This window comes from Rahnella sp. CFA14(1/10) (genome assembly GCF_004195095.1).
Classification (GTDB): domain Bacteria; phylum Pseudomonadota; class Gammaproteobacteria; order Enterobacterales; family Enterobacteriaceae; genus Rahnella; species Rahnella perminowiae.
The window spans coordinates 263,062-282,754 of sequence record NZ_SEWS01000007.1; the positions used below are offsets into that span (position 1 = coordinate 263,062).

At 51.7% G+C, this 19,693-nt stretch carries 18 protein-coding genes; 8 read left to right on the forward strand and 10 right to left on the reverse strand.

What is annotated here, in order from left to right:
* Positions 1 to 14 precede the first annotated feature (14 nt).
* The gene (locus tag EVX52_RS15835; protein WP_129991638.1) at positions 15 to 3,830 is read right to left on the reverse strand and encodes a translocation/assembly module TamB domain-containing protein; all 3,816 of its coding nucleotides are present in this window, start codon (positions 3,828 to 3,830) and stop codon (positions 15 to 17) included.
* The gene (locus tag EVX52_RS15840; RefSeq protein ID WP_238483495.1) at positions 3,827 to 5,506 is read right to left on the reverse strand and encodes an autotransporter assembly complex family protein; all 1,680 of its coding nucleotides are present in this window, start codon (positions 5,504 to 5,506) and stop codon (positions 3,827 to 3,829) included. Before EVX52_RS15840 ends, EVX52_RS15835 begins: the two co-directional genes overlap by 4 nt.
* Positions 5,507 to 5,834: 328 nt before the next feature.
* On the opposite strand from EVX52_RS15840, the gene msrA reads away from it, so the two are divergent.
* Positions 5,835 to 6,470: a peptide-methionine (S)-S-oxide reductase MsrA gene (msrA, locus tag EVX52_RS15845; protein ID WP_370278352.1), complete on the forward strand. Its 636-nt coding sequence runs from the start codon at positions 5,835 to 5,837 to the stop codon at positions 6,468 to 6,470.
* A 227-nt stretch (positions 6,471 to 6,697) separates the two neighbouring features.
* On the forward strand, positions 6,698 to 8,047 hold the full coding sequence (locus EVX52_RS15850) for a hemolysin family protein (protein WP_129954291.1): 1,350 nt from the start codon (positions 6,698 to 6,700) through the stop codon (positions 8,045 to 8,047).
* Between the two features lie 112 nt (positions 8,048 to 8,159).
* On the opposite strand, the gene EVX52_RS15855 is transcribed toward EVX52_RS15850, so the two are convergent.
* Positions 8,160 to 8,366: a DUF1107 domain-containing protein gene (locus tag EVX52_RS15855; protein ID WP_014333674.1), complete on the reverse strand. Its 207-nt coding sequence runs from the start codon at positions 8,364 to 8,366 to the stop codon at positions 8,160 to 8,162.
* Between the two features lie 303 nt (positions 8,367 to 8,669).
* On the opposite strand from EVX52_RS15855, the gene EVX52_RS15860 reads away from it, so the two are divergent.
* Entirely contained in the window at positions 8,670 to 9,227 is a 558-nt protein-coding gene (locus EVX52_RS15860) for a YtfJ family protein (protein WP_129954289.1), read from the forward strand.
* Positions 9,228 to 9,263: 36 nt separating this feature from the next.
* On the opposite strand, the gene cysQ is transcribed toward EVX52_RS15860, so the two are convergent.
* The gene (cysQ, locus tag EVX52_RS15865; protein WP_129954287.1) at positions 9,264 to 10,010 is read right to left on the reverse strand and encodes a 3'(2'),5'-bisphosphate nucleotidase CysQ; all 747 of its coding nucleotides are present in this window, start codon (positions 10,008 to 10,010) and stop codon (positions 9,264 to 9,266) included.
* 198 nt (positions 10,011 to 10,208) lie between these two features.
* On the opposite strand from cysQ, the gene EVX52_RS15870 reads away from it, so the two are divergent.
* Both EVX52_RS15870 and ytfE read left to right on the forward strand, forming a co-directional pair.
* The gene (locus EVX52_RS15870) at positions 10,209 to 12,158 is read left to right on the forward strand and encodes a bifunctional 2',3'-cyclic-nucleotide 2'-phosphodiesterase/3'-nucleotidase (RefSeq protein ID WP_129954285.1); all 1,950 of its coding nucleotides are present in this window, start codon (positions 10,209 to 10,211) and stop codon (positions 12,156 to 12,158) included.
* A 124-nt stretch (positions 12,159 to 12,282) separates the two neighbouring features.
* Positions 12,283 to 12,948 carry an iron-sulfur cluster repair protein YtfE gene (ytfE, locus tag EVX52_RS15875; protein ID WP_129991639.1) on the forward strand — a complete coding sequence of 222 codons (666 nt, stop codon included), beginning with the start codon at positions 12,283 to 12,285 and terminating at the stop codon, positions 12,946 to 12,948.
* A 65-nt stretch (positions 12,949 to 13,013) separates the two neighbouring features.
* Here the strand turns inward: ytfE and fklB are convergent, their stop codons facing one another.
* Positions 13,014 to 13,634, reverse strand: coding sequence for an FKBP-type peptidyl-prolyl cis-trans isomerase (gene fklB, locus EVX52_RS15880; RefSeq protein ID WP_129954281.1), 621 nt, complete (start codon positions 13,632 to 13,634; stop codon positions 13,014 to 13,016).
* Between the two features lie 255 nt (positions 13,635 to 13,889).
* Between fklB and EVX52_RS15885 the strand changes: the two genes are divergently transcribed.
* Positions 13,890 to 14,612 carry a LysM-like peptidoglycan-binding domain-containing protein gene (locus tag EVX52_RS15885; protein ID WP_129954279.1) on the forward strand — a complete coding sequence of 241 codons (723 nt, stop codon included), beginning with the start codon at positions 13,890 to 13,892 and terminating at the stop codon, positions 14,610 to 14,612.
* A gap of 98 nt (positions 14,613 to 14,710) precedes the next feature.
* On the opposite strand, the gene rplI is transcribed toward EVX52_RS15885, so the two are convergent.
* From rplI to yjfP, 5 genes are all read right to left on the reverse strand, one after another.
* On the reverse strand, positions 14,711 to 15,163 hold the full coding sequence (gene rplI, locus EVX52_RS15890; protein WP_129954277.1) for a 50S ribosomal protein L9: 453 nt from the start codon (positions 15,161 to 15,163) through the stop codon (positions 14,711 to 14,713).
* A gap of 39 nt (positions 15,164 to 15,202) precedes the next feature.
* The gene (rpsR, locus tag EVX52_RS15895) at positions 15,203 to 15,430 is read right to left on the reverse strand and encodes a 30S ribosomal protein S18 (RefSeq protein ID WP_002210155.1); all 228 of its coding nucleotides are present in this window, start codon (positions 15,428 to 15,430) and stop codon (positions 15,203 to 15,205) included.
* A 4-nt stretch (positions 15,431 to 15,434) separates the two neighbouring features.
* Entirely contained in the window at positions 15,435 to 15,752 is a 318-nt protein-coding gene (priB, locus tag EVX52_RS15900) for a primosomal replication protein N (protein WP_013573777.1), read from the reverse strand.
* 5 nt (positions 15,753 to 15,757) lie between these two features.
* Positions 15,758 to 16,150, reverse strand: a complete 393-nt coding sequence (rpsF, locus tag EVX52_RS15905) for a 30S ribosomal protein S6 (RefSeq protein ID WP_013573776.1) — start codon at positions 16,148 to 16,150, stop codon at positions 15,758 to 15,760.
* Positions 16,151 to 16,300: 150 nt separating this feature from the next.
* A complete protein-coding gene (gene yjfP, locus EVX52_RS15915) occupies positions 16,301 to 17,050 on the reverse strand; it encodes an esterase (RefSeq protein WP_129954273.1) in 750 nt (249 codons plus the stop codon).
* Positions 17,051 to 17,328: 278 nt separating this feature from the next.
* On the opposite strand from yjfP, the gene EVX52_RS15920 reads away from it, so the two are divergent.
* Both EVX52_RS15920 and bsmA read left to right on the forward strand, forming a co-directional pair.
* Positions 17,329 to 19,278, forward strand: a complete 1,950-nt coding sequence (locus EVX52_RS15920) for a methyl-accepting chemotaxis protein (RefSeq protein WP_129954271.1) — start codon at positions 17,329 to 17,331, stop codon at positions 19,276 to 19,278.
* A 96-nt stretch (positions 19,279 to 19,374) separates the two neighbouring features.
* Positions 19,375 to 19,686, forward strand: a complete 312-nt coding sequence (gene bsmA / locus EVX52_RS15925; protein ID WP_129991640.1) for a biofilm peroxide resistance protein BsmA — start codon at positions 19,375 to 19,377, stop codon at positions 19,684 to 19,686.
* The last annotated feature ends 7 nt before the right edge of the window (positions 19,687 to 19,693 follow it).

Genomic DNA, 19,693 nt, shown 5'->3' on the forward strand with positions numbered 1-19,693 from the left:
AAAAGTCACATGAATTAGAACTCAAACTGATAGAGCAAATCCAATGCCTGATCGATGCCCGATACCGCCTGCAGGTAAAGTTTGGGCATCAACCGGTAGCGCAGGGTGAGCGTTGCCAGTGAGTCGAATATTCCGACGCCATATTTCACCTGTAAGCCCGGCAAAACATAACCACTGACCACGACCTGAGAGCTGTCTCCCACGCCCTGAGTATCCAGCGCCAGATTGCTGACACCGAATGCCTCGCCGATTTTACCCACAAGTTTACCACTTTGCGCAACCCCTAACCCGATAAGGGCTGAAGTCATTGCGCCGCTGTCTCCTCCGGAGTTGTCTAGTCCTTGCCCGCGAAGCAGGTAGGACAAGGCTTCCTGCTGCGACATCGCCGGATCTGAGAATATTTCAAGTTTAGGCGCATCAGCCTCACCGGTCACTCTCAAACCAGCCACTACATCATTTTCTGTCGCATCCGGGTTGCGGATCGCTTCCAGATTCAGTAGCGGTTGGTCCGCCGGACCGGAAAACAGCAACTGGCCTTTACGCACAATAAGATCCTGCCCGTAGGCGTGGAAGCGTCCGGACGGAATATTAATTTGCCCGTTCAGCCCCAGACCTCGGCTGTCCTGTGCCACTTTCAGCGCACCTTCCAGCCGGGCTTTCAGGCCAAAGGCATCGAGGCGGACATCTTTACCAATGTTCACCATCAGATTGCTATTGATCGGAATAGAGGCTGAAGCCGGTGCGATCGGCTGACGCTGATCGTTGAGCATCACTTCATCCGACGATACGCCTACAGCGCTTTCCGGTAACTCCTGCACCGTAATGCGCGCCCAGGGAATATCTACCGTTCCGTTTAACGAGAACAACTGCGGTGTGGCATCAAACACTAAATCCGGCGAAACGTCCAGACGGACCATCGGCGGCACGGAAACCCGCACTTTGTTGCCCCGGGCCGCAATCCGGGCGCGCCAGGCGTTAAGCTCACTCCAGTCGGCGTTACCGTTCAGTTCGAGCTGGCCCTGTGCCGTTTTGATTACCCCTTCCATGATGGAAGACATGCCGTTGAAATTGATGCCTATATTGGCATCAGTGATATCAAACGGCATAAATTGCGCGTCAAAATCCACATCGGTTAGTGCCAGTTTGCCGAAGACCAGCGGCTTCTGTGCATTGCCGCCGAGACGCAGACTGGCATTCAAAATACCCGAGGCTTTTTCACCGTCCATCAGCGCGGGCTGCAGCAAGTCCATTGAGATACGGGCAATATTCACATTACCGCTGAGGTTACGTTTTCCCTGCGGATCGGCAATCTGGATGCTGCCGTCAAGCTGACCGTTGTGAGTGATTTTAATCAGCCAGTCGAGACTGGCACGCCCGTTGTTCAGCCCGGCGTTCAGATTCAGCGTATCAAATGCTACCGGCAGCGGGCTGCCCTGTACCAGTTGCTGAACTTTGACACCTTTACCCACCAGTGAAACGCTGGCCTGCGGCAGACCACCTTCCGCTTTCCAGCTCACATCGGCTTTCCCACTGAAAACACCACTCAGTTGTGTGTCATCCGTCAGGAAAGGTTTGATCATCGCCAGGTCAAAACGGTTGAGTACCACACTCGCCTGTCCGCTGGCACCGGCATCAATTGTTTTCGGCACACATAAATCCGCGTTCGGGTTTTGCCAGCAATGCGGGCCAACGGTAATTCGCTGCTCTTTATTGAAATAATCCAGTGCAACCGAACGGTTCAGACGCCACTGTCCGACCGGGGTATCAAACAAAGTATTGGTGATACTGCCTTTCCATTCCTCGGTCGCACGGTCAAAACTACCGTTCAGCGCCAGGTGACCTGAAACCGGTTTGCCCTCAACTTTTAACGTCAGTTCATGTTTTTTCTCGTCACCTTTGGCATCGAGATTGATATCGGTAATATCCAGCGCATCCTGTTTAAGCTGCTGAACACGCACGGCAAGGTTGCCCTGGATCTGATCGGTAGAGCTGACATCGCCTTTAATATCCACGCGGCGCACCGTCAATGCCTGCCATTTCAGACCCGTCGCGGTCAGATCCGCCAGCAACTTCGGTGCCTTAAGATCCCCGCGCAGTTGCAGCATTCCCTTCACTACGCCGCCCAGCCCCGGTAAAGCGCCATCAAGATGCGGCGCGTCCACTTTGGCGTCCAGATCCCAGGTATCGCTGAGTGTGCCTTTTACATCCAGATTGTTGCGGCCCAGTTCCAGGTGCAGTTGTGGAATATCCCACTGACCGTAACTGTTTCCACGCACGTTACCCTGCGCTTTAACGGCGTTTTGCTTAACATTCCCGGTCAGGTCCAATACGGGGATCTGCATCTGCCACGTACCGCCATACAGGCTGCCGCGCGTGGTGATTTTGCCCTGCAACTTCGACGGCCAGTCCGGATATTGTTTGGCTGTGTTAATGCCGGTCAGCTTCAGTTCACTGTTCCAGCTGATGGCTTTACTCCAGTCCACCATACCGGTCAGGTCGGCATTCCCTTCCAGCGCGGCCAGACGCAGTAACTTCAGCCTGAACTGCTCAACATTGCCTGTACCGTCAAGCGTCAATGTGGCAGGCGGGATCTGAGCGCCTTTGAAATCGGAACGTAGCGAAAGTGCATAACCGGTCGCTTTACCGCTGACGTTAAACGTGAAACCTTTCACCTGATATTGCGGTGTACCGGTCAGAGGCCATTGCAGCGCATCGCTGCTGAGTTTCAGGTCCAGCGGCAATCCGGCTTCTGCCAGCTGCGTTTGCAGCGCAAGCTGAGCACGGACCGGGCCGGAAAGATTCAGACCAACATCCAGCTTATCGCGCAGCCCGCCCGCCACTTTCAGTTTGATCTTCTCGCCTTTCAGCGGATCGATATTCACGGCGGTATTGACGGTCATTTCAACCGGCCAGTTCTGGTTGAGTGTCGCCTGCCCCACACCATCCACCGAGCCCTGCGGCGAGCGAACGATCAGTTTATCCAGCGTCACACGCTGATTTTGCGTACTGGCTTTCAGCTCGAAACGGGTGATCAGCACATCAGTGTCACCGGTGAGGCGCAGGTTTTCGGCGAGAATTTGCTGAATATCCAGATCGACCGGCAGACGGAAATCAGGAAGCTCAGGCAGCAGCGGTTTGGCGAACAATGCCTGCAAGGTTTCACCCAGCGGCTTCTCCGGCACGACCGCCACCGGTTCCGCTGGTTTGCCGGTCGCTTTTTCGACGGCTTTATCCTGCGCGGCCTGCACCACTTCCGGTAACGGGCTGACCGGCGTTTTCGGCAGCGCAATCAGTAATCCGCCAATGCGCGTGGGCATCAGTTGGATTGCGCGGCCTTCCCAGCGGGCCCCTGTACGGAATGACGCCAGAGAAATAGCCCGGTCATCCAGCGTGATATTAATGTTATCCAGCGTCAGTAAGCGCAACGTGATCGGATACGGCGTGCTGAGATTGGTCAGCGGCTCGCTGTTTTCGGGCTCAGGTTGTGCGGCGGCGGGTGTCATTTTTTGGGTATTGACCACCACATTAACGTCTTTAACCCGCAACGCATTGACGCACAGCGCGCTGTTTTTCAGGCAGGAGAAATCAAGGGAGAGGTGAAACTCCCCGGCTTTGACATCGACGCCCGGCATTTCGTAATGCACACCTTTCAGCGTCAGGTCACGCCACCCACCTTCGGTACTGGCAATGTTCAGCCCCGGCACAAAGCGGTTAGCGCCGTTGATTAACAGATGCAGGCCGGTTTGTGTGCCGACCAGAAAGGCCACCAGGCTGATTAACAACACCAGGAAAATCAGGAATCCCAGGCAGATCTTTTTAAATAAACTCATAATTCCGGACCCAAGCCGATATAAAACTGCAATCCATGCTCATCTTTGTCACCCACAGGGGCGGCAACATCGAGTTTCACCGGGCCGATCGGTGAAGCCCAGCGCACACCCACACCCGCACCGGTTTTGAAATCGTTTTGTGTAATGTCATTAACCGCCTCGCCGGAATCGACAAACACCGCACCCCACCATTTTCCGGTTACGTTGTACTGATATTCCACCGAACCGGTGCCCAGATAGGACGCACCGGTCAGTTTGCCTTCGTCATCCCGCGGAGAAATGGATTTGTATTTGTAGCCGCGAATGCTGCGGTCACCCCCGGCGAAGAAGCGCAGGGACGGCGGCACACGCTCAAAATCGTTGGTTTCAATCCAGCCGAGATTGCCACGAAATACGAAACGATGTTTGTCAGCCAGCGTACGGATCCAAACGTTTTGCGCCTGAACGACTGCAAAATCGACGTCAGACCCCCAGGTGGTGTTGGACACATCAAGAGAATAACGCTGGGAATCGCCCCAGGTTGGCATCAGGCCGCCGCGCTGACGCGTGCGGTTGAGACTGACGCCCGGGTAGATCAACATGGTGGTATTGGTGACGCTACCCTGCGTAAAGTGATCGAGACTCCAGCGCAGATTGACCGCATGTTGCCAGCCGCTGGAAAGATCCCAATAACGCGCCAGGTTTACCGTCGTGGAATCTGAATTGGTATCGTTAAGATCTTCACGTTTGAAGCCGCCCTGCACCAGATAGTATTGTTCCAGCGGGGATTTCAGCAGCGGAATTTTATAACTGAGATCTAAAGATTGCTCCGGTCCGGAAAGCGTGGTTGAGGTTTCAAAACTCTGCCCGCGATCGTTAACCCACGGTTTCTTCCAGTTGGCCGTCACCCGCGGGCCGATGTCCGTGGAATAACCGATACCGGTTTCGATCGTATTTTCGGTACGCGGTGACACCACGGCATTCAGCGGCAAAGTTTTCGTGGTTTTGGCATCAGTAAAATCTGGGGACACGACAACGGAATTAAACCACCCGGTAGCAGACAGGCGACGGTTAAGTTCAGCCAGTTGCGCGGTGGTGTAATAATCGCCCTGATGGAATGGCACCAGATTTTGCAGATATTCATCACGGATCTGCGATCCCTGATAATGGACGTCACCGAAGCGGTAACGCTCACCGCTGTCGAACTGAATGTCCCAGAACGCTTTGTGTTCATCTTCGATGACGCCCAGCTGGCTTTTGCGCATCGTGGCGTCAAAATAGCCTTTGCGCAGGGCAATGCCGGTCAATGCGCTTTTGAAATTGTCGTACGTCCCGTGGTTTAAAATCGTCCCTACCGCAGGTACATCGCGCTGTTTGAGTTGTTCGAATTCATTATCTTTTTCCGCCTGCCCTTCAATCACTACGCGGGTGCCAGCGATCTTCACGGGTATTCCCGGTGTCACTTTGGCAATCAAAACCGGACGCCCCGGCGGCGGCGTTTCACGGTAATCAAAATCGATGGTCGGCGAATAATACCCCAGTGGCCGTAAACCCTGCTCAATGGCGGTACTCACACGGGCACGGAACCGTCCGTTAGCCCCGACTTCATCGCTTTGAATTGATGATAAACGAACGCGGACGTTCCTTTCTAAATCGCCATCCAGGCCTTCCAGTTGCAAACGCACCTTCGCTGCCATGGAAAGTGAGGGGGCCAGCAGTACCAATAACAAACCCAGTTCACGATATCGTGGCACACGCACTCCTGCTAAATTTTACTGTCCTGTTAAAATATCAGATGCCCGCCGGAGATTATCTGCCCGTCTTTGGCAGATTCATCTTTTTAACGTCTGATGAAAGCATTTTAGTGCTAATCCTCTGAAAATGTTCAACGACGAAGCAACGTCCTCCGTATTGTGTGCAAAGACGCAATCAGATACAACTAACACTGACCTGTGGTCGTTGTTATTCGTACCAACTTTTTGTTACAAACCTCGTTCACTAAAGCAACAACTGGAGTTTCCCGTGGTGCAACTTTCCGATAAAACGCAGTCTGTTACTCAGGCAGAAGCGTTACCTGGCCGTACAACCCCTATGCCGGTGGCGACCCTTCATGCAGTAAATGATCATTCAATGACACATGTCCCTGATAACATGGAAGTCGCGATTTTTGCGATGGGCTGCTTCTGGGGTGTAGAACGTTTGTTCTGGCAACAGGAAGGGGTTTACAGCACGGCAGCCGGTTACAGCGGCGGTTTCACACCGAACCCGACCTATCGGGAAGTGTGCACTGGCCAGACAGGCCATGCGGAAGTCGTGCGTGTGGTCTTTGACCCGGCGGTAATCAGCTACGCAAAACTGCTGCAGATTTTTTGGGAGAATCACGACCCGGCGCAAGGCATGCGTCAGGGCGGCGATATCGGCACGCAATATCGCTCCGCGCTGTATGTGCTGAGTGCAGAACAGCAGGATCAGGCGCTGGCAAGCCTGGCGAGTTTCCAGCAAGCGATGGACGAAGCGAACGATAAACGCACCATCACCACGGAAATCACCGAAGCCCTGCCGTTCTATTATGCAGAAGACGAACATCAGCAATATCTGTTTAAAAACCCGGAAGGCTACTGCGGATTAGGCGGCATCGGCGTCTGTCTGCCGCCGCAATAATGCGGCATTTTTAAGCGCTGGCGGCAGTCTCAGTGCTGCTGCTATACTATGCGGGTCACAAATGTGGCACTTGAAACTATTTCTGGCAATTATCTTTGTTTTTCATTCTTAACGCTTTTTTCTTCTGAACAACTTTTTAATGGTTTTCTTAAAATGGTGTTCTTTAAGCAACAAAAATAATGAGTGCCTTTCCCTGCCGGTTAAGTTCGGTGTTAAACGGATAGATTATGTTAAACAGTATCTTACTGATTCTCTTATTAATCGCGATCAGTGCCTTTTTCTCGCTGTCTGAGATATCGCTGGCCGCTTCCCGCAAGATAAAACTTAAACAGTTGGCAGACGAAGGAAACGTCAATGCCGCCCATGTTATGAAATTACAGGCGACGCCTGGTTTGTTCTTTACGGTTGTGCAAATTGGCCTCAATGCCGTCGCGATCCTTGGTGGTATTGTGGGTGATGCCGCATTCTCCCCTGCTTTCCAGACGTTTTTCATCCGCTTCATGTCGCCTGAACTGGCGGATCAAATCAGCTTTATCTGTTCCTTCGTGTTGGTTACCAGCTTGTTTATTCTGTTTGCTGACCTGACACCGAAGCGCATCGGTATGATTTCACCTGAGTCGGTTGCCGTCCGTATAGTCAACCCGATGCGTTTCTGTCTGATGATCTGCCGCCCGATGGTGTGGTTCTTCAACGGAATGGCCAATACGATCTTTCGCATTTTCAAACTACCGATGGTGCGCAACGACGACATCACCTCCGACGATATTTATGCGGTGGTAGAGGCTGGTGCGCTGGCGGGTGTGCTGCGTAAGCAGGAACATGAGCTGATTGAAAACGTGTTTGAGCTGGAATCCCGCACTGTACCGTCTTCCATGACATCACGTGAAAGCGTGATATTTTTTGACCTGCGTGAAAGCGAAGAAAGCATTAAAGAGAAAATCGCCACCCACCCGCATTCCAAATTCCTGGTATGTGACGGTCATATTGATCAGGTTGTCGGTTATGTCGATTCGAAAGATTTACTGAACCGCGTGCTGGGTAACCAGAGTTTAATGCTGAGCAGCGGCGTGCAGATTCGCAATGCGCTGATTGTGCCGGATACCCTCACGCTCTCCGAAGCGCTGGAAAGTTTCAAAGCGGCGGGTGAAGACTTTGCCGTTATCCTCAATGAATATGCGCTGGTAGTTGGCATAATCACGCTTAATGACGTGATGACAACCCTGATGGGTGACCTTGTCGGTCAGGGCATGGAAGAACAGATTGTGGCACGTGACGAGCATTCATGGCTGATCGAGGGGGGGACACCTATCGAAGACGTGATGCGCGTACTGCATATCGAGGAATTCCCGCAATCCGGCAACTATGAAACCATCGGCGGCTTTATGATGTTCATGCTGCGTAAAATCCCGAAACGCACAGACTTTGTGAAATTCGCCGGCTATAAATTCGAAGTGGTCGACATCGACAGCTACAAGATTGATCAGTTACTGGTGACGCGTATTGTCGATCAACCGGTGACCCCTCTGTTGCCAAAAACGCCGCAGGAAATTAAAGACGAGAAGAAAGCGCAGGGGTAAGGCGTTTTTTTGCAAGCATGGAAAATTCAAATATCAGAAACACTAACGGCTCCTGCAGGGAGCCGTTTTTTTTGCGTACGCTGCGAAATCGCAGTGACAACACGCAAGGCCATTAGCCCATTTCTGTCTGTAAATGCGTAACCTGCCGGTTAACTTCAGACATCACGCTAAAATGGCGCTTATCACGAACCTTGGGCAACAAAATCTTGCCATGGTCAAACTCAAAAGCGCCGACGTCCTTGATATACAAACGTCCACGAAACAGTGTCTTAACGTACTTTGCGACTTTCATCGGATTGTAACGCTGGAAAATTCTCATTTTTCTATTGTTCTCCGTTAAATCACTACAGTACCGGCCACGTCGCAGGGCGACAGATACCGGGACAGAAAAATATAGTGAAGAGACCTATAACATAGCAGGGCAGTCAGGCATTGCCAGTGGATTTAACTGCTTTTACATTGCTTTTCAGTATTGTCTTAAACCCTGACATTCAAATGCAGTATAACCCTGCCTTATGTGGCAATTTTGTAACCAGCAACACAAATTTAACATACCAACAGGACAGACCACTTACAGCGTCCTATGATTGGCGTGACTGTTCTTTTGTGCCCCGGAGAATCTATGCTTTTAAGAAGTCTTTTTGTGATCAGTTTTATGACATTTTCGCTTTTTGCCTCTGCCCACAACTTTACCGTGGGTCAGCGTCTGGCACCGGTCGGGGTGGATGATAAAGGCGAACTTAATGACATTAATGATGTGTTCAGTTACAGCAAATGGAACAGCGCCAAACTGCCTGGAAAAGTGCGTATCGTGCAGCACATGGCGGGAAGAAGCAGCGCTAAAGCGTTGAATGAGCCATTGATCAGCGCCATCAGAGCAGCAAACTTACCGCATGACCGTTACCAGACCACCACTATCGTCAATACTGACGATGCAATTATCGGCACCGGCCTGTTTGTGCGCAAAAGCATTGAAAGTGGCAAACGTGAATTCCCGTGGTCGCAGGTGATTGTCGACAGCAACGGCGTGGTGAAAAAGGCGTGGCAACTGCAACCGGAAAGCTCGGCGGTAGTGGTGCTGGATAAAAACGGAGTGATTAAATTCGCTAAAGACGGACAATTGTCGCCGCAGGATGTTCAGCAGGTGATTATGTTGGTGGATAGCCTGGTAAAAGAATAAAACGTGAAAACCCCGGCCACAAACCGGGGTGTCATATCAGAATAAAGACACTCTGAAGCCCGGATTCAGGAACGACTCGCGTGGCACGTAGTTCAGCGTCTGGCCTTTCCAGTCATGTACCTGCGCTCCGGCAGCCAGCGCGACAGCATGTCCGGCACCGGTATCCCAGATATTGGTCGGCCCGAAGCGCGGATAAAGCTGCGCAGCCCCTTCAGCCACCAGACAAAACTTCAGTGACGAGCCAATCGCCACAGTCTGATGCTCGCCCAGTTGTGCCAGATAATCCTGCAATTCAGGGTCATTACTGAAGTGTGAACGGCTGACAACCACCAGCGGCGGATGCGCTTCTTTCACGGCAATCTGCTGACGCACGCCCTGCTCTTCTTTCCAGGCTTTGCCTTCTGCAGCGCTGTACATCACTTGGGTCACCGGCACGTACACCACGCCTAACACCGGAATACCGTCTTCGATCAGCGCAATATTCACAGTGAATTCACCGTTACGTTTCAGGAATTCTTTGGTGCCATCCAGCGGGTCAACCAGCCAGTAGCGTGTCCAGGTCTGACGTTCACTCCAGCTTTGCGGATCTTCCTCCGACAGCATCGGCGTTTGTGGATCCAACCTTTGCAGGCCGGCTTTAATCACGTGGTGCGCGGCAATATCGGCTGCCGTGACCGGTGAATCATCTTTTTTATGGCGTGCGTCGAGCGGTTGTTCACCGTCATACACCGCCATGATCGCGTCACCGGCATCGCGCGCTAACTGACAAATCTGCTCTAACATCGTTTACCTCAGGGCATTAATTCTCATGACTAAAGCCTAGTTTTTTTTACTACGAATAGCTATCCCGTAATGTAGTCAGCCCATAAAGTTGTTATATCTCACATTTATCCATGACAGCTGATTACATTCTCATCAAACTTTGAGATACATATCCGGTTTTTCTTTACGGGCATCATCCCTTTCTATGGAGGCGAGGCAATGAATAAGCGTCATCTGACGTTATCCCTGCTGGCGGCACTGACGGCGGCATCCGTTCAGGCGTCACAGGTGGATCTGCGCATTATGGAAACTACGGACCTGCACAGCAACATGATGGACTTCGATTATTACAAAGATAAACCGACCGATAAATTTGGACTGGCGCGCACTGCGAGCCTGATCCATGCGGCACGTAACGAAGCAACCAACTCAGTATTAGTCGACAACGGTGACATCATTCAGGGTAGCCCGCTGGGCGATTATATGGCGGCAAAGGGCCTGAAACAGGGCGACGTCCACCCCGTATATCTGGCAATGAACACACTCGGTTACGCCGTAGGCAATCTCGGCAATCACGAATTTAATTACGGTCTGGATTATCTGCAAAAAGCGCTTGCAGGTGCAAAATTCCCTTATGTGAACGCCAACGTGATTGATGTGAAAACCGGTAAGCCCCTGTTCACGCCGTTCCTGATCACCGAAAACGCGGTAAAAGACAGAGAAGGTAAATCCCATAATCTGCGCATCGGCTATATCGGTTTCGTGCCGCCGCAAATCATGGTTTGGGACAAAGCCAATCTGCAGGGCAAAGTCACCGTGGCGGATATCACCGAAACCGCTAAAAAGTGGATCCCGGAAATGCGTAAGCAAGGTGCCGACATTATTGTCGCTATTCCGCACTCCGGCCTGTCGGGCGATCCTTATAAAACCCTGGCAGAAAACTCGGTCTATTACCTGAGCCAGATAAAAGGCATCGATGCCATCCTTTTCGGCCACGCGCACGCCGTTTTTCCGAGCGAAGAATTCGCCAGCATCAAAGGCGCGGATATCAGACAAGGCACGCTGAATGGCGTTCCTGCCGTCATGCCGGGCATGTGGGGCGACCATTTGGGCGTCGTGGATATGGTACTGAACAATGACAGCGGCAGTTGGAAAGTCGAAACCGCCAAAGCCGAAGCGCGCCCGATTTACGATAAAGAGCAGAAGAAATCGCTGGCGGCGGAAGATCAGGGTCTGGTGAAAGTACTCGCCTCCTCTCACGACGCAACGCGTAAATTTGTCAGTAAGCCAATCGGCAAATCCAACGACAATATGTACAGCTACCTGGCGCTGGTTCAGGACGACCCGACGGTACAAATCGTCAATAATGCGCAGAAAGCCTATACCGAACATTTCATTCAGGGCGACCCGGATTTAGCCGGTCTGCCGGTACTGTCTGCTGCGGCGCCGTTTAAAGTCGGCGGCCGTAAAAACGATCCGGCCAGTTTCGTGGAAGTGGAAAAAGGCGAACTGACTTTCCGTAATGCAGCGGATTTGTATCTGTATCCGAACACGCTGGTGGTGATGAAAGTCACCGGGCAGGAAGTGAAAGACTGGCTGGAATGCTCCGCCGGGCAGTTTAATCAGATTGACGTGAACAACACTAAACCGCAGTCGCTGATCAACTGGGACGGTTTCCGTACTTATAATTTCGACGTCATCGACGGCGTGAATTACCAGATTGATGTCAGCCAGCCGGCGAAATTCGACGGTGAATGCACGCTGATCAATAAAGATGCGGAACGTATTAAAAACCTGACCTACAACGGTAAGCCGATTGACCTGAAAGCCACCTTCCTGGTTGCCACCAATAACTACCGGGCTTACGGTGGGAAATTCGCAGGTACCGGCGATACGCACATCGCGTTTGCGTCACCGGATGAAAACCGTTCTGTGGTTGCGGCCTACATCGGCGCCGAAACCAAAAAAGCGGGCGCAGTCACGCCAACGGCAGACAACAACTGGAAGCTGGCGCCAATTCAGGCATCGCAGCCTCTGGATATCCGTTTCGAAACCTCTCCTGGTGAGAAAGCTGCAAACTTCATCAAAACCCACGCTCAATATCCGATGACGGCAACAGGCCCGGATGCCATCGGTTTCGAGATTTATCGGGTCGATTTGCAAAAATAATGCTCCCTTTAAACGCCCCGCCTGGGGCGTTTTTTCTTCCTGTACTTCCTTTGAGCTATAGCCGTGACTTAAACATGCATTTATAATGCATGTTATAGATTCTTTCATTTAACGAGGCTTCATCATGGACTATCGCGACCAACCCCTTGGCGCTCTGGCTGTTGCCATTCCGCGTGCTACACGTTTGTTCCGTCAGTACGATCTCGATTTTTGCTGCGGTGGTAAACAAACCCTGTTGCGCGCGGTTACCAAAAAAGAGCTGGATATTCATCTCATCGAACAACAGATTGCTGAAATTGCCCAACTGCCGGATACCTCTACTGACTGGAAAACCGCACCGCTGGCGCAAATTATCGATTTTATTATTCCACGCTACCATGACCGTCACCGTCAGGAGTTGCCGGAAATGATTCTGATGGCCGGCAAAGTGGAACGGGTACACGGTGACAAATTACCTTGCCCGCACGGACTGGCGGTTCAACTGCAACTGATTCTGGAAGAGCTGACCAGCCACATGATGAAAGAAGAACAGATCCTGTTCCCAATGATACGCGGCGGAATGGGCCGTCAGGCCGCCGGTCCGATCTCAGTCATGGAACGTGAGCACGATGATGCGGGACAGATTCTGGAAGAGATTAAACGCCTGACCAATGGTGTAACGCCGCCTGACGGGGCGTGTGTGACCTGGCGGGCACTGTACGCCGGTATCAACGAATTTATCACCGACCTGATGGAGCATATCCATCTGGAAAACAACCTGTTGTTCCCGCGCGCGCTGCGTGGCGAATAAGTCAGGTTTCAGCAACAGAAAAGGGCGCATAAGCGCCCTTTTCTGTTGCTGTTATCCCTGAGGAATTACAGAATTTCCAGCAGCTCAACTTCAAAGATCAGTGCGCTGTATGGAGGGATGGAAGCACCCGCACCACGTTCACCGTAAGCCAGGTTATGTGGGATATACAATTCCCATTTAGAACCTACCGGCATCAGGGTCAGTGCTTCGATCCAGCCTGCGATAACACCATTGACCGGGAATTCAGCCGGTTCACCACGCTGTACGGAACTGTCGAACACAGTGCCGTCAATCAGTTTACCGGTGTAGTGAACACGTACACGATCCTGGCGGCCCGGGATTGAACCTTCGCCCTGAGTGATGACAGAGAATTGCAGACCGGATTCGGTGCTGCTCACGCCTTCGCGCTGTGCATTGGCCGCCAGAAATTCCTGCCCCTGAACAGCCAGAGCTTCCTGACGTTCACGACGAACAGTATCAGCACGTTCGTGGACTTCACGCAGCGCACGGTGAACCACGTCAACAGGAACGGCTGGCGTATTCCCTTCCAGCGCATCGCGTAAGCCTGCCAGCAGTGCGTCAGGCTCTAAGCCCTGCAAACCTGATTCCTGCAATTGTTGACCGACCTGCAGGCCGATACCGTAACTTGCCTGCGCTTCTACGCTGTCAAATGAAGGGGTAGTCATGAAATTTCCTTAGCTCTTAAAAATATCGAAGGCGCAGCATAGCAGCGCAAGGCTTTTGGGTAAAATCCTCTGTAAGGCAACATGACAGCAGACGCAGTTCCTTCCCCTTTTCGGGAAATTTTTCGCATTTGATAGCCTTCAGGGCATCGTTTGGGTGATATTTGTGCTTTGTCCCTTTCCGCATCAAGCAGTTAAACAGCTATACTAGGCAGCAACAGGCAGTCGACATTACGACAGTTAACAAGAGAGGTCGTCATGGGCAGAATCCCGCCCAGGAGAAGGAAAGCCATCCGTATTTATCAACCCATGTTGAGATCCTGGATTGCCATTATGAAAAGGCCGATGCGCGATACCACAGCGCCGCAGAGTGAAAGTGAGAGTGAAAGTGAGAGTGAAATCACGTCTGCAGAAACGGAGACCGGAACTTCCGCCTCAACCCGGGGCAAAACGCTGCTGAGCAAAATCTGGCATATGAGTGACGATTTTCACTGGTTGTCGCCCCTGCCATATGCACACCGCCGCGGCATTATTCTCGCTGTCCTGGTGATTCTGCTGGCGTTGTTGTGGCCGTATACGCCAGAAAATACCTATACACCGTCGCAATCGCAACAACCGACCAGCATCCCCATGCAGGCCGATTTGCGTAACGATCAGGGTCGTACTACGCAAATGGCGCAGCCTGAGCCTGTTCAGCCGCAGAGTAATGACAACAGCGGTACATGGCGCAGTTATCAGGTGCAATCGGGTCAGACGCTGGCACAGTTGTTCCGCGATAATAATATGGCGGTCAATGATGTATTTTCGATGGCACGGGTAGAAGGAGCGGACAAACCGCTGAGCACTCTGAAGACCGGGCAGGAAGTGAAGATACAGCGTGATGCACAGGGAGTGGTCATGGCCCTGCAAGTGACAACTGATCAAAATGTTACGGTGACATTTACCCGTCAGCCGGACGGCAGTTTCCAGCGCGGCAACTGATCCGTTTTTTATCCTTTCCCTGTCTGTACATTTTCCTGAACGCAGAAAAGCAAAACGCCGGCACAAGGCCGGCGTTTCACGGGTTAACTGACGCGTTATTACGCTTCAGCAACCACAACTACGTTCAGTTTAGCGAATACGTCGCTGTGTACCTGGAACTCAACTTCGTGTTCACCAGTGGTACGCAGAACGCCATTCGGCAAACGAACTTCGCTTTTAGCAACTTCAACGCCAGCAGCAGTTACTGCATCAGCGATATCGCGGGTACCGATAGAGCCGAACAGTTTGCCTTCGTCGCCTGATTTAGACGCGATGGTTACTGAACCCAGTTCGTTGATTTTAGTTGCGCGAGCTTCAGCAGCGGACAGAACGTCAGCCAGTTTAGCTTCCAGCTCTGCACGGCGTGCTTCGAAAAATTCAACGTTTTTCTTGGTAGCAGGAACAGCTTTGCCCTGTGGTACCAGGAAGTTACGAGCGTAGCCCGCTTTAACGTTAACTTGATCACCCAGGCTGCCCAGGTTTGCTACTTTATCAAGCAGAATAACTTGCATTACTTTATCCTCTCAAAGTCGTTAATAGACAGTGGCCGATTACTGATGACGATCAGTGTATGGCAACAATGAAAGGTAGCGAGCGCGCTTGATGCAACGAGCGAGCTGACGCTGGTATTTTGCACGAGTACCGGTAATACGGCTCGGGACAATTTTACCGCTTTCGGTAATGTAGTTTTTCAGTGTAGCGATGTCTTTGTAATCAATCTCTACAACGCCTTCCGCGGTGAAACGGCAGAACTTGCGACGACGGAAATAACGTGCCATTAGGCTAGTCTCCAGAATCTATCAAATCAATCTGCTCGGCATGTAACACCACTTTATTCAGACCATTGCGCCCTTGATGGCAGCTAATGAATCCGGTAACAGTGAGTTGCGTGCCGACCGTTATACTGTGAGTTAATGCTTGTGACGCTTGTCCACTGACAACCACGGGCATTCTGCACCATGCTTGTCGGTTGAATCCGGCTTCCTGCTGCGATGATTTATGCTCTAGCACAAACTGGCAATGCGGAATGCCCGAAGGACTGACTTTACGAATGGGGGTCTTGCACACAGTGCCTGACAACACCAGACGATTCGCCGTCACGGCAATTACTCTTCAGAATCCCCAGCTTCAGCATCATCATTAGCTTCAGCAAAATCTTCACGACGATCACGACGTTCGTCTTTTGCTTTAACCATTGGAGATGCTTCAGTTACCGCGTGTTTAGTACGCATAACCATGCTACGGATAACGGCGTCGTTGAAGCGGAAGTTAGTTTCCAGCTCATCGATCGCTTCCTGCGGCGCTTCAACGTTCAGCAGAACGTAGTGCGCTTTGTGCAGTTTGTTGATCGGGTAAGCCAGTTGACGGCGGCCCCAGTCTTCCAGACGGTGAATCTGACCCGCAGCGTTAGTGATTACTGCACTGTAACGCTCGATCATGCCCGGAACCTGTTCGCTTTGGTCAGGGTGAACCATAAAAACGATTTCGTAATGACGCATCGAATTGCTCCTTACGGATTATTCAGCCTCCTGTCAGGGTCAACCGCGGCCCATGGAAGCAAGGAACGTGTTTGTGTGCGGTCGAAAAAATGACGCGCAATTATATGTACAGCCTGTGGGAAACTCAAGGAGAAAGGCAGATTAATTTCTTTACAGCTTTTCGGCAAAGAAAGCTGTGGCTTCAGCCAGCGCATGAACCGAGACTTTATGCTTTGCACCGGCCTCAGAAATAAAAGTCAGATGGGTATCCGCGCCACTTTCAGCCAGCTCCTGCCGCAAACGCTGGCTTTCGCCAAACGGCACCACATCATCTTCTTCACCATGCCAGACAAACAAAGGAATATCTGCGATTAATGCTGCTTTACCGCTGAAATCCAGACGCAGTAAAGGCGCAATCTCGCGTTCAAATATGTCACGCTGCACAATGCCACCGGCATTGTAAGCAGGGAAAAGATGGTGGGATAAACGCGCAAAATAACCAGAACCCATCAGGTTTGCCGCCGCTTTAATCCACGGGAATTTGATCAGCGCTGCCATGGTGGTCATGCCGCCCATAGAAACGCCGCCGACGCCTAAACGCTGCGGATCCGCCAGACCCCGTCCGACAAACGCTTCTTTTAGCAAGGCCAGCTCATCAATATTGTTCTGTAAAATATGCCAGAAATTCGCCAGACAGCGCTCTTCACTGTGTTCCGCACGTGCGCCGTGCATTAACGCATCAGGCAGGATCACTCGAAAACCCGTTTTCGCCAGTGTGTAGCCGAAATACGAGTAAATCTCTTTAGAAGACAGAAAACCGTGATAGAAAAAAATCGTCGGGAGTTGCTGCTGATACTGGCCGGCGGGCACGGCATGAATCACCTGGATCCCGTCAATATTTTCTTCGTACATCTCAACCATCGTATCTTCCCCTGCGTATTTAGAAAAAATTTCGGTCTCTGTCGGTGTTGATATTCTACGGGTCTGAAAAATCGCGACCACAACCTTTTTCGTATGGTTTATAACCCGTTATTCGAAACCCGCTTTTTCAGTGGGCCAGCCTTAATCCAAATTCACACATTCGCATTTATTTCATTGATTCAGATCAATTTAAAATGAAATAAATAGTTACATTTGAACATTAATCCTTTCCCGTTCTCCGCCGTTAGTGCGCTATCAGAAGCTAACGGGAAAAAACCATGAAAAAAACATCAAAACGTGCATTTCGACGGTGGAGCATTGGCGCAAAACTGGCCAGCATCGCCTCTCTGCTCGTCGGAACCTTATTTATTATTTTCACTTTGTCACTGACGCATTCTGCCGGAAAGCAGGTCAGTGAACTGACCGTTAACGCTATTTCTGAACAGGTCACCGGCGTGGTAGATATGATTGAAATGTACAACGCCAGCCTGAATGCGGAAGTGGACAGCTATACGCGTCTGTTCAGTCATTTTCTGCCGTCGGATTTCGAACTGGACACTACCAGCCCGATCATGGTGGGTAATCAGTCCACACCGGTCATTAAAGCAGGTGGTACGCCACTGAATCTGGACAGTAAAATCCCTGATGATTTTCTGGCACGCACCGGCGCAATTTCTACGATATTTGCCCGACGCGGCGATGACTTTATCCGCGTAACCACGTCCCTGAAAAAACAGGACGGCAACCGCGCTATTGGCACGTTGCTCGACAATACCAGCCCGGCTTATGCACAGATCATGGCCGGACAATCCTTTAACGGGCTGGCGACGTTATTTGGTAAACAATACATTACCAAATACCAGCCGGTGCGCGATGCGCAGGGCAATGTGATCGGGATTTTGTTCGTGGGTGTCGATATCACGGCAGAATATGCCGATATGCGCCAGAAAATCCTGTCCAAACGTATTGGTGAGAAAGGGTATTTCTTTGTGCTCAACAGCGCACCGGGGAAAGATCGGGGTAAATATCTGGTTCATCCGACCGGGGAAGGTAAAACCCCTGCGTGGCCTGACGGCGAGTTACAACAGGTCATGTCGCAGCCAAAAGGCCAGCGCGAATACACGGATGCGGCCAGCCAACATCAGCAATTTATGGTATATGCGAATGTTCCGGCCTGGCATTGGGTGGTCGTGGGCAGCACAGATAAAAACAGCCTGATGGAACAGGTCAACAGTACGCGCAATCAGTTTCTGCTGATAAGCCTGCTGGCGCTGGCGTGTTTTGCGGCTCTGTTTATCGGACTGACCCGCAAACTGGTCAGCCGCCCGCTGAGCGAGGTCGTGCGTATCGCACAACAATATGCCAGCGGGGACCTGCGTGCGCGCGCTGAGACGCAGCGCATCGATGAAATTGGTGCACTGATGCATGCCATTGACGGTATTGGTCACGGGCTGGAAAAAATTGTCGGCGAGGTACGGCAGGTTTCGTCTGAAATCATGATGAATACCCAAGGATTAGCGCACGACAGCGATCAGATCACTCAGCAAATCGGCACACAAGCCAGCAGTCTTGAAGAAACATCGGCCAGTATGGAGCAGATTACCGCTACCGTTCAGAACACTGCGGACAACGCCACACAGGCCACACAGCTGGTGCAACAGACCGATAAAGCGGCCACCGTTGGCGCGGAGGCGGTGAATCAGTCGGTCATGAGCATGGAGGCGATTAAACACGCTTCAACGCGCATCGCGGATATCACAACCGTTATCGAAGGCATTGCCTTCCAGACTAATATCCTGGCCCTTAATGCCGCCGTAGAGGCCGCCAGAGCCGGTGAGCACGGACGCGGATTTGCGGTTGTCGCCTCGGAAGTCAGGGCACTGGCGCAGCGCAGTTCAAATGCCGTGAAAGAGATTGAAAATCTGGTCGCAGATTCCCTGAATAAAGTCGAAGACGGCCATCAGAGCGCGGCCAAAACGCAGGCAAACATGAGCAATATCTTACAGGGCATTAATCAGGTAAAAGTGCTGATGAGCGATATCGATGTGGCAGCACACGAACAGTCTTCCGGTATTTCGCAGGTAAATATTGCCATTATGCAGATTGGCAAAGCGACGCAGGAAAACGCCACACTGGTGGAAAATTCCCAGCAAACTGCGGCGGCACTCAGTGAACAAGGTCGCCATCTCTCACAACTGGTCAGCGTCTTTAAAATTTCCGAACGATAGAATGCGAGTCTGCGCGGCAATAAATGCCACGCAGACTCGCCAGCATACCGGTGAAAGGGCTACACTTTGATCATTACCCTTTTACCGGAAATCACGATGACATTTCTCCGACGCCCTGCCCTGCTGCTTTTACTGGTGGCACTGAATGGTTGCAGTCATCTGACGCAAACCGTACCGGTTGCACCGCCTGCACCGACGGACAAAGCGCAGGAAATTACCCGGGCGCAAACCTCCACGCTGACCAAAATTGGTAATGTTACTGCTGGCGTAATTGGCAGCCCGATGGATGCCGAAGCCGAAATCCAGCGCAAAGCCGACGCTGCGGGTGCCCGTTACTACGTGATTATGTTTAACAGCGAAACCATCATGCCAGGCCGCTGGTATTCTCAGGCCATACTTTACCGCTAAACGTTCG

What these genes read in the sequence shown, in the direction of transcription:
- EVX52_RS15885 (WP_129954279.1), top strand. Translation starts at nt 13,890, where the DNA reads ATGGGCAGAATCCCGCCCAGGAGAAGGAAAGCCATCCGTATTTATCAA.
- EVX52_RS15850 (WP_129954291.1), top strand. Translation starts at nt 6,698, where the DNA reads ATGTTAAACAGTATCTTACTGATTCTCTTATTAATCGCGATCAGTGCC.
- EVX52_RS15835 (WP_129991638.1), bottom strand. Translation starts at nt 3,830, where the DNA reads ATGAGTTTATTTAAAAAGATCTGCCTGGGATTCCTGATTTTCCTGGTG.
- EVX52_RS15840 (WP_238483495.1), bottom strand. Translation starts at nt 5,506, where the DNA reads ATGGCAGCGAAGGTGCGTTTGCAACTGGAAGGCCTGGATGGCGATTTA.
- EVX52_RS15870 (WP_129954285.1), top strand. Translation starts at nt 10,209, where the DNA reads ATGAATAAGCGTCATCTGACGTTATCCCTGCTGGCGGCACTGACGGCG.
- EVX52_RS15920 (WP_129954271.1), top strand. Translation starts at nt 17,329, where the DNA reads ATGAAAAAAACATCAAAACGTGCATTTCGACGGTGGAGCATTGGCGCA.
- cysQ (WP_129954287.1), bottom strand. Translation starts at nt 10,010, where the DNA reads ATGTTAGAGCAGATTTGTCAGTTAGCGCGCGATGCCGGTGACGCGATC.
- ytfE (WP_129991639.1), top strand. Translation starts at nt 12,283, where the DNA reads ATGGACTATCGCGACCAACCCCTTGGCGCTCTGGCTGTTGCCATTCCG.
- rplI (WP_129954277.1), bottom strand. Translation starts at nt 15,163, where the DNA reads ATGCAAGTTATTCTGCTTGATAAAGTAGCAAACCTGGGCAGCCTGGGT.
- EVX52_RS15860 (WP_129954289.1), top strand. Translation starts at nt 8,670, where the DNA reads ATGCTTTTAAGAAGTCTTTTTGTGATCAGTTTTATGACATTTTCGCTT.
- bsmA (WP_129991640.1), top strand. Translation starts at nt 19,375, where the DNA reads ATGACATTTCTCCGACGCCCTGCCCTGCTGCTTTTACTGGTGGCACTG.
- fklB (WP_129954281.1), bottom strand. Translation starts at nt 13,634, where the DNA reads ATGACTACCCCTTCATTTGACAGCGTAGAAGCGCAGGCAAGTTACGGT.
- rpsR (WP_002210155.1), bottom strand. Translation starts at nt 15,430, where the DNA reads ATGGCACGTTATTTCCGTCGTCGCAAGTTCTGCCGTTTCACCGCGGAA.
- EVX52_RS15855 (WP_014333674.1), bottom strand. Translation starts at nt 8,366, where the DNA reads ATGAGAATTTTCCAGCGTTACAATCCGATGAAAGTCGCAAAGTACGTT.
- rpsF (WP_013573776.1), bottom strand. Translation starts at nt 16,150, where the DNA reads ATGCGTCATTACGAAATCGTTTTTATGGTTCACCCTGACCAAAGCGAA.
- yjfP (WP_129954273.1), bottom strand. Translation starts at nt 17,050, where the DNA reads ATGGTTGAGATGTACGAAGAAAATATTGACGGGATCCAGGTGATTCAT.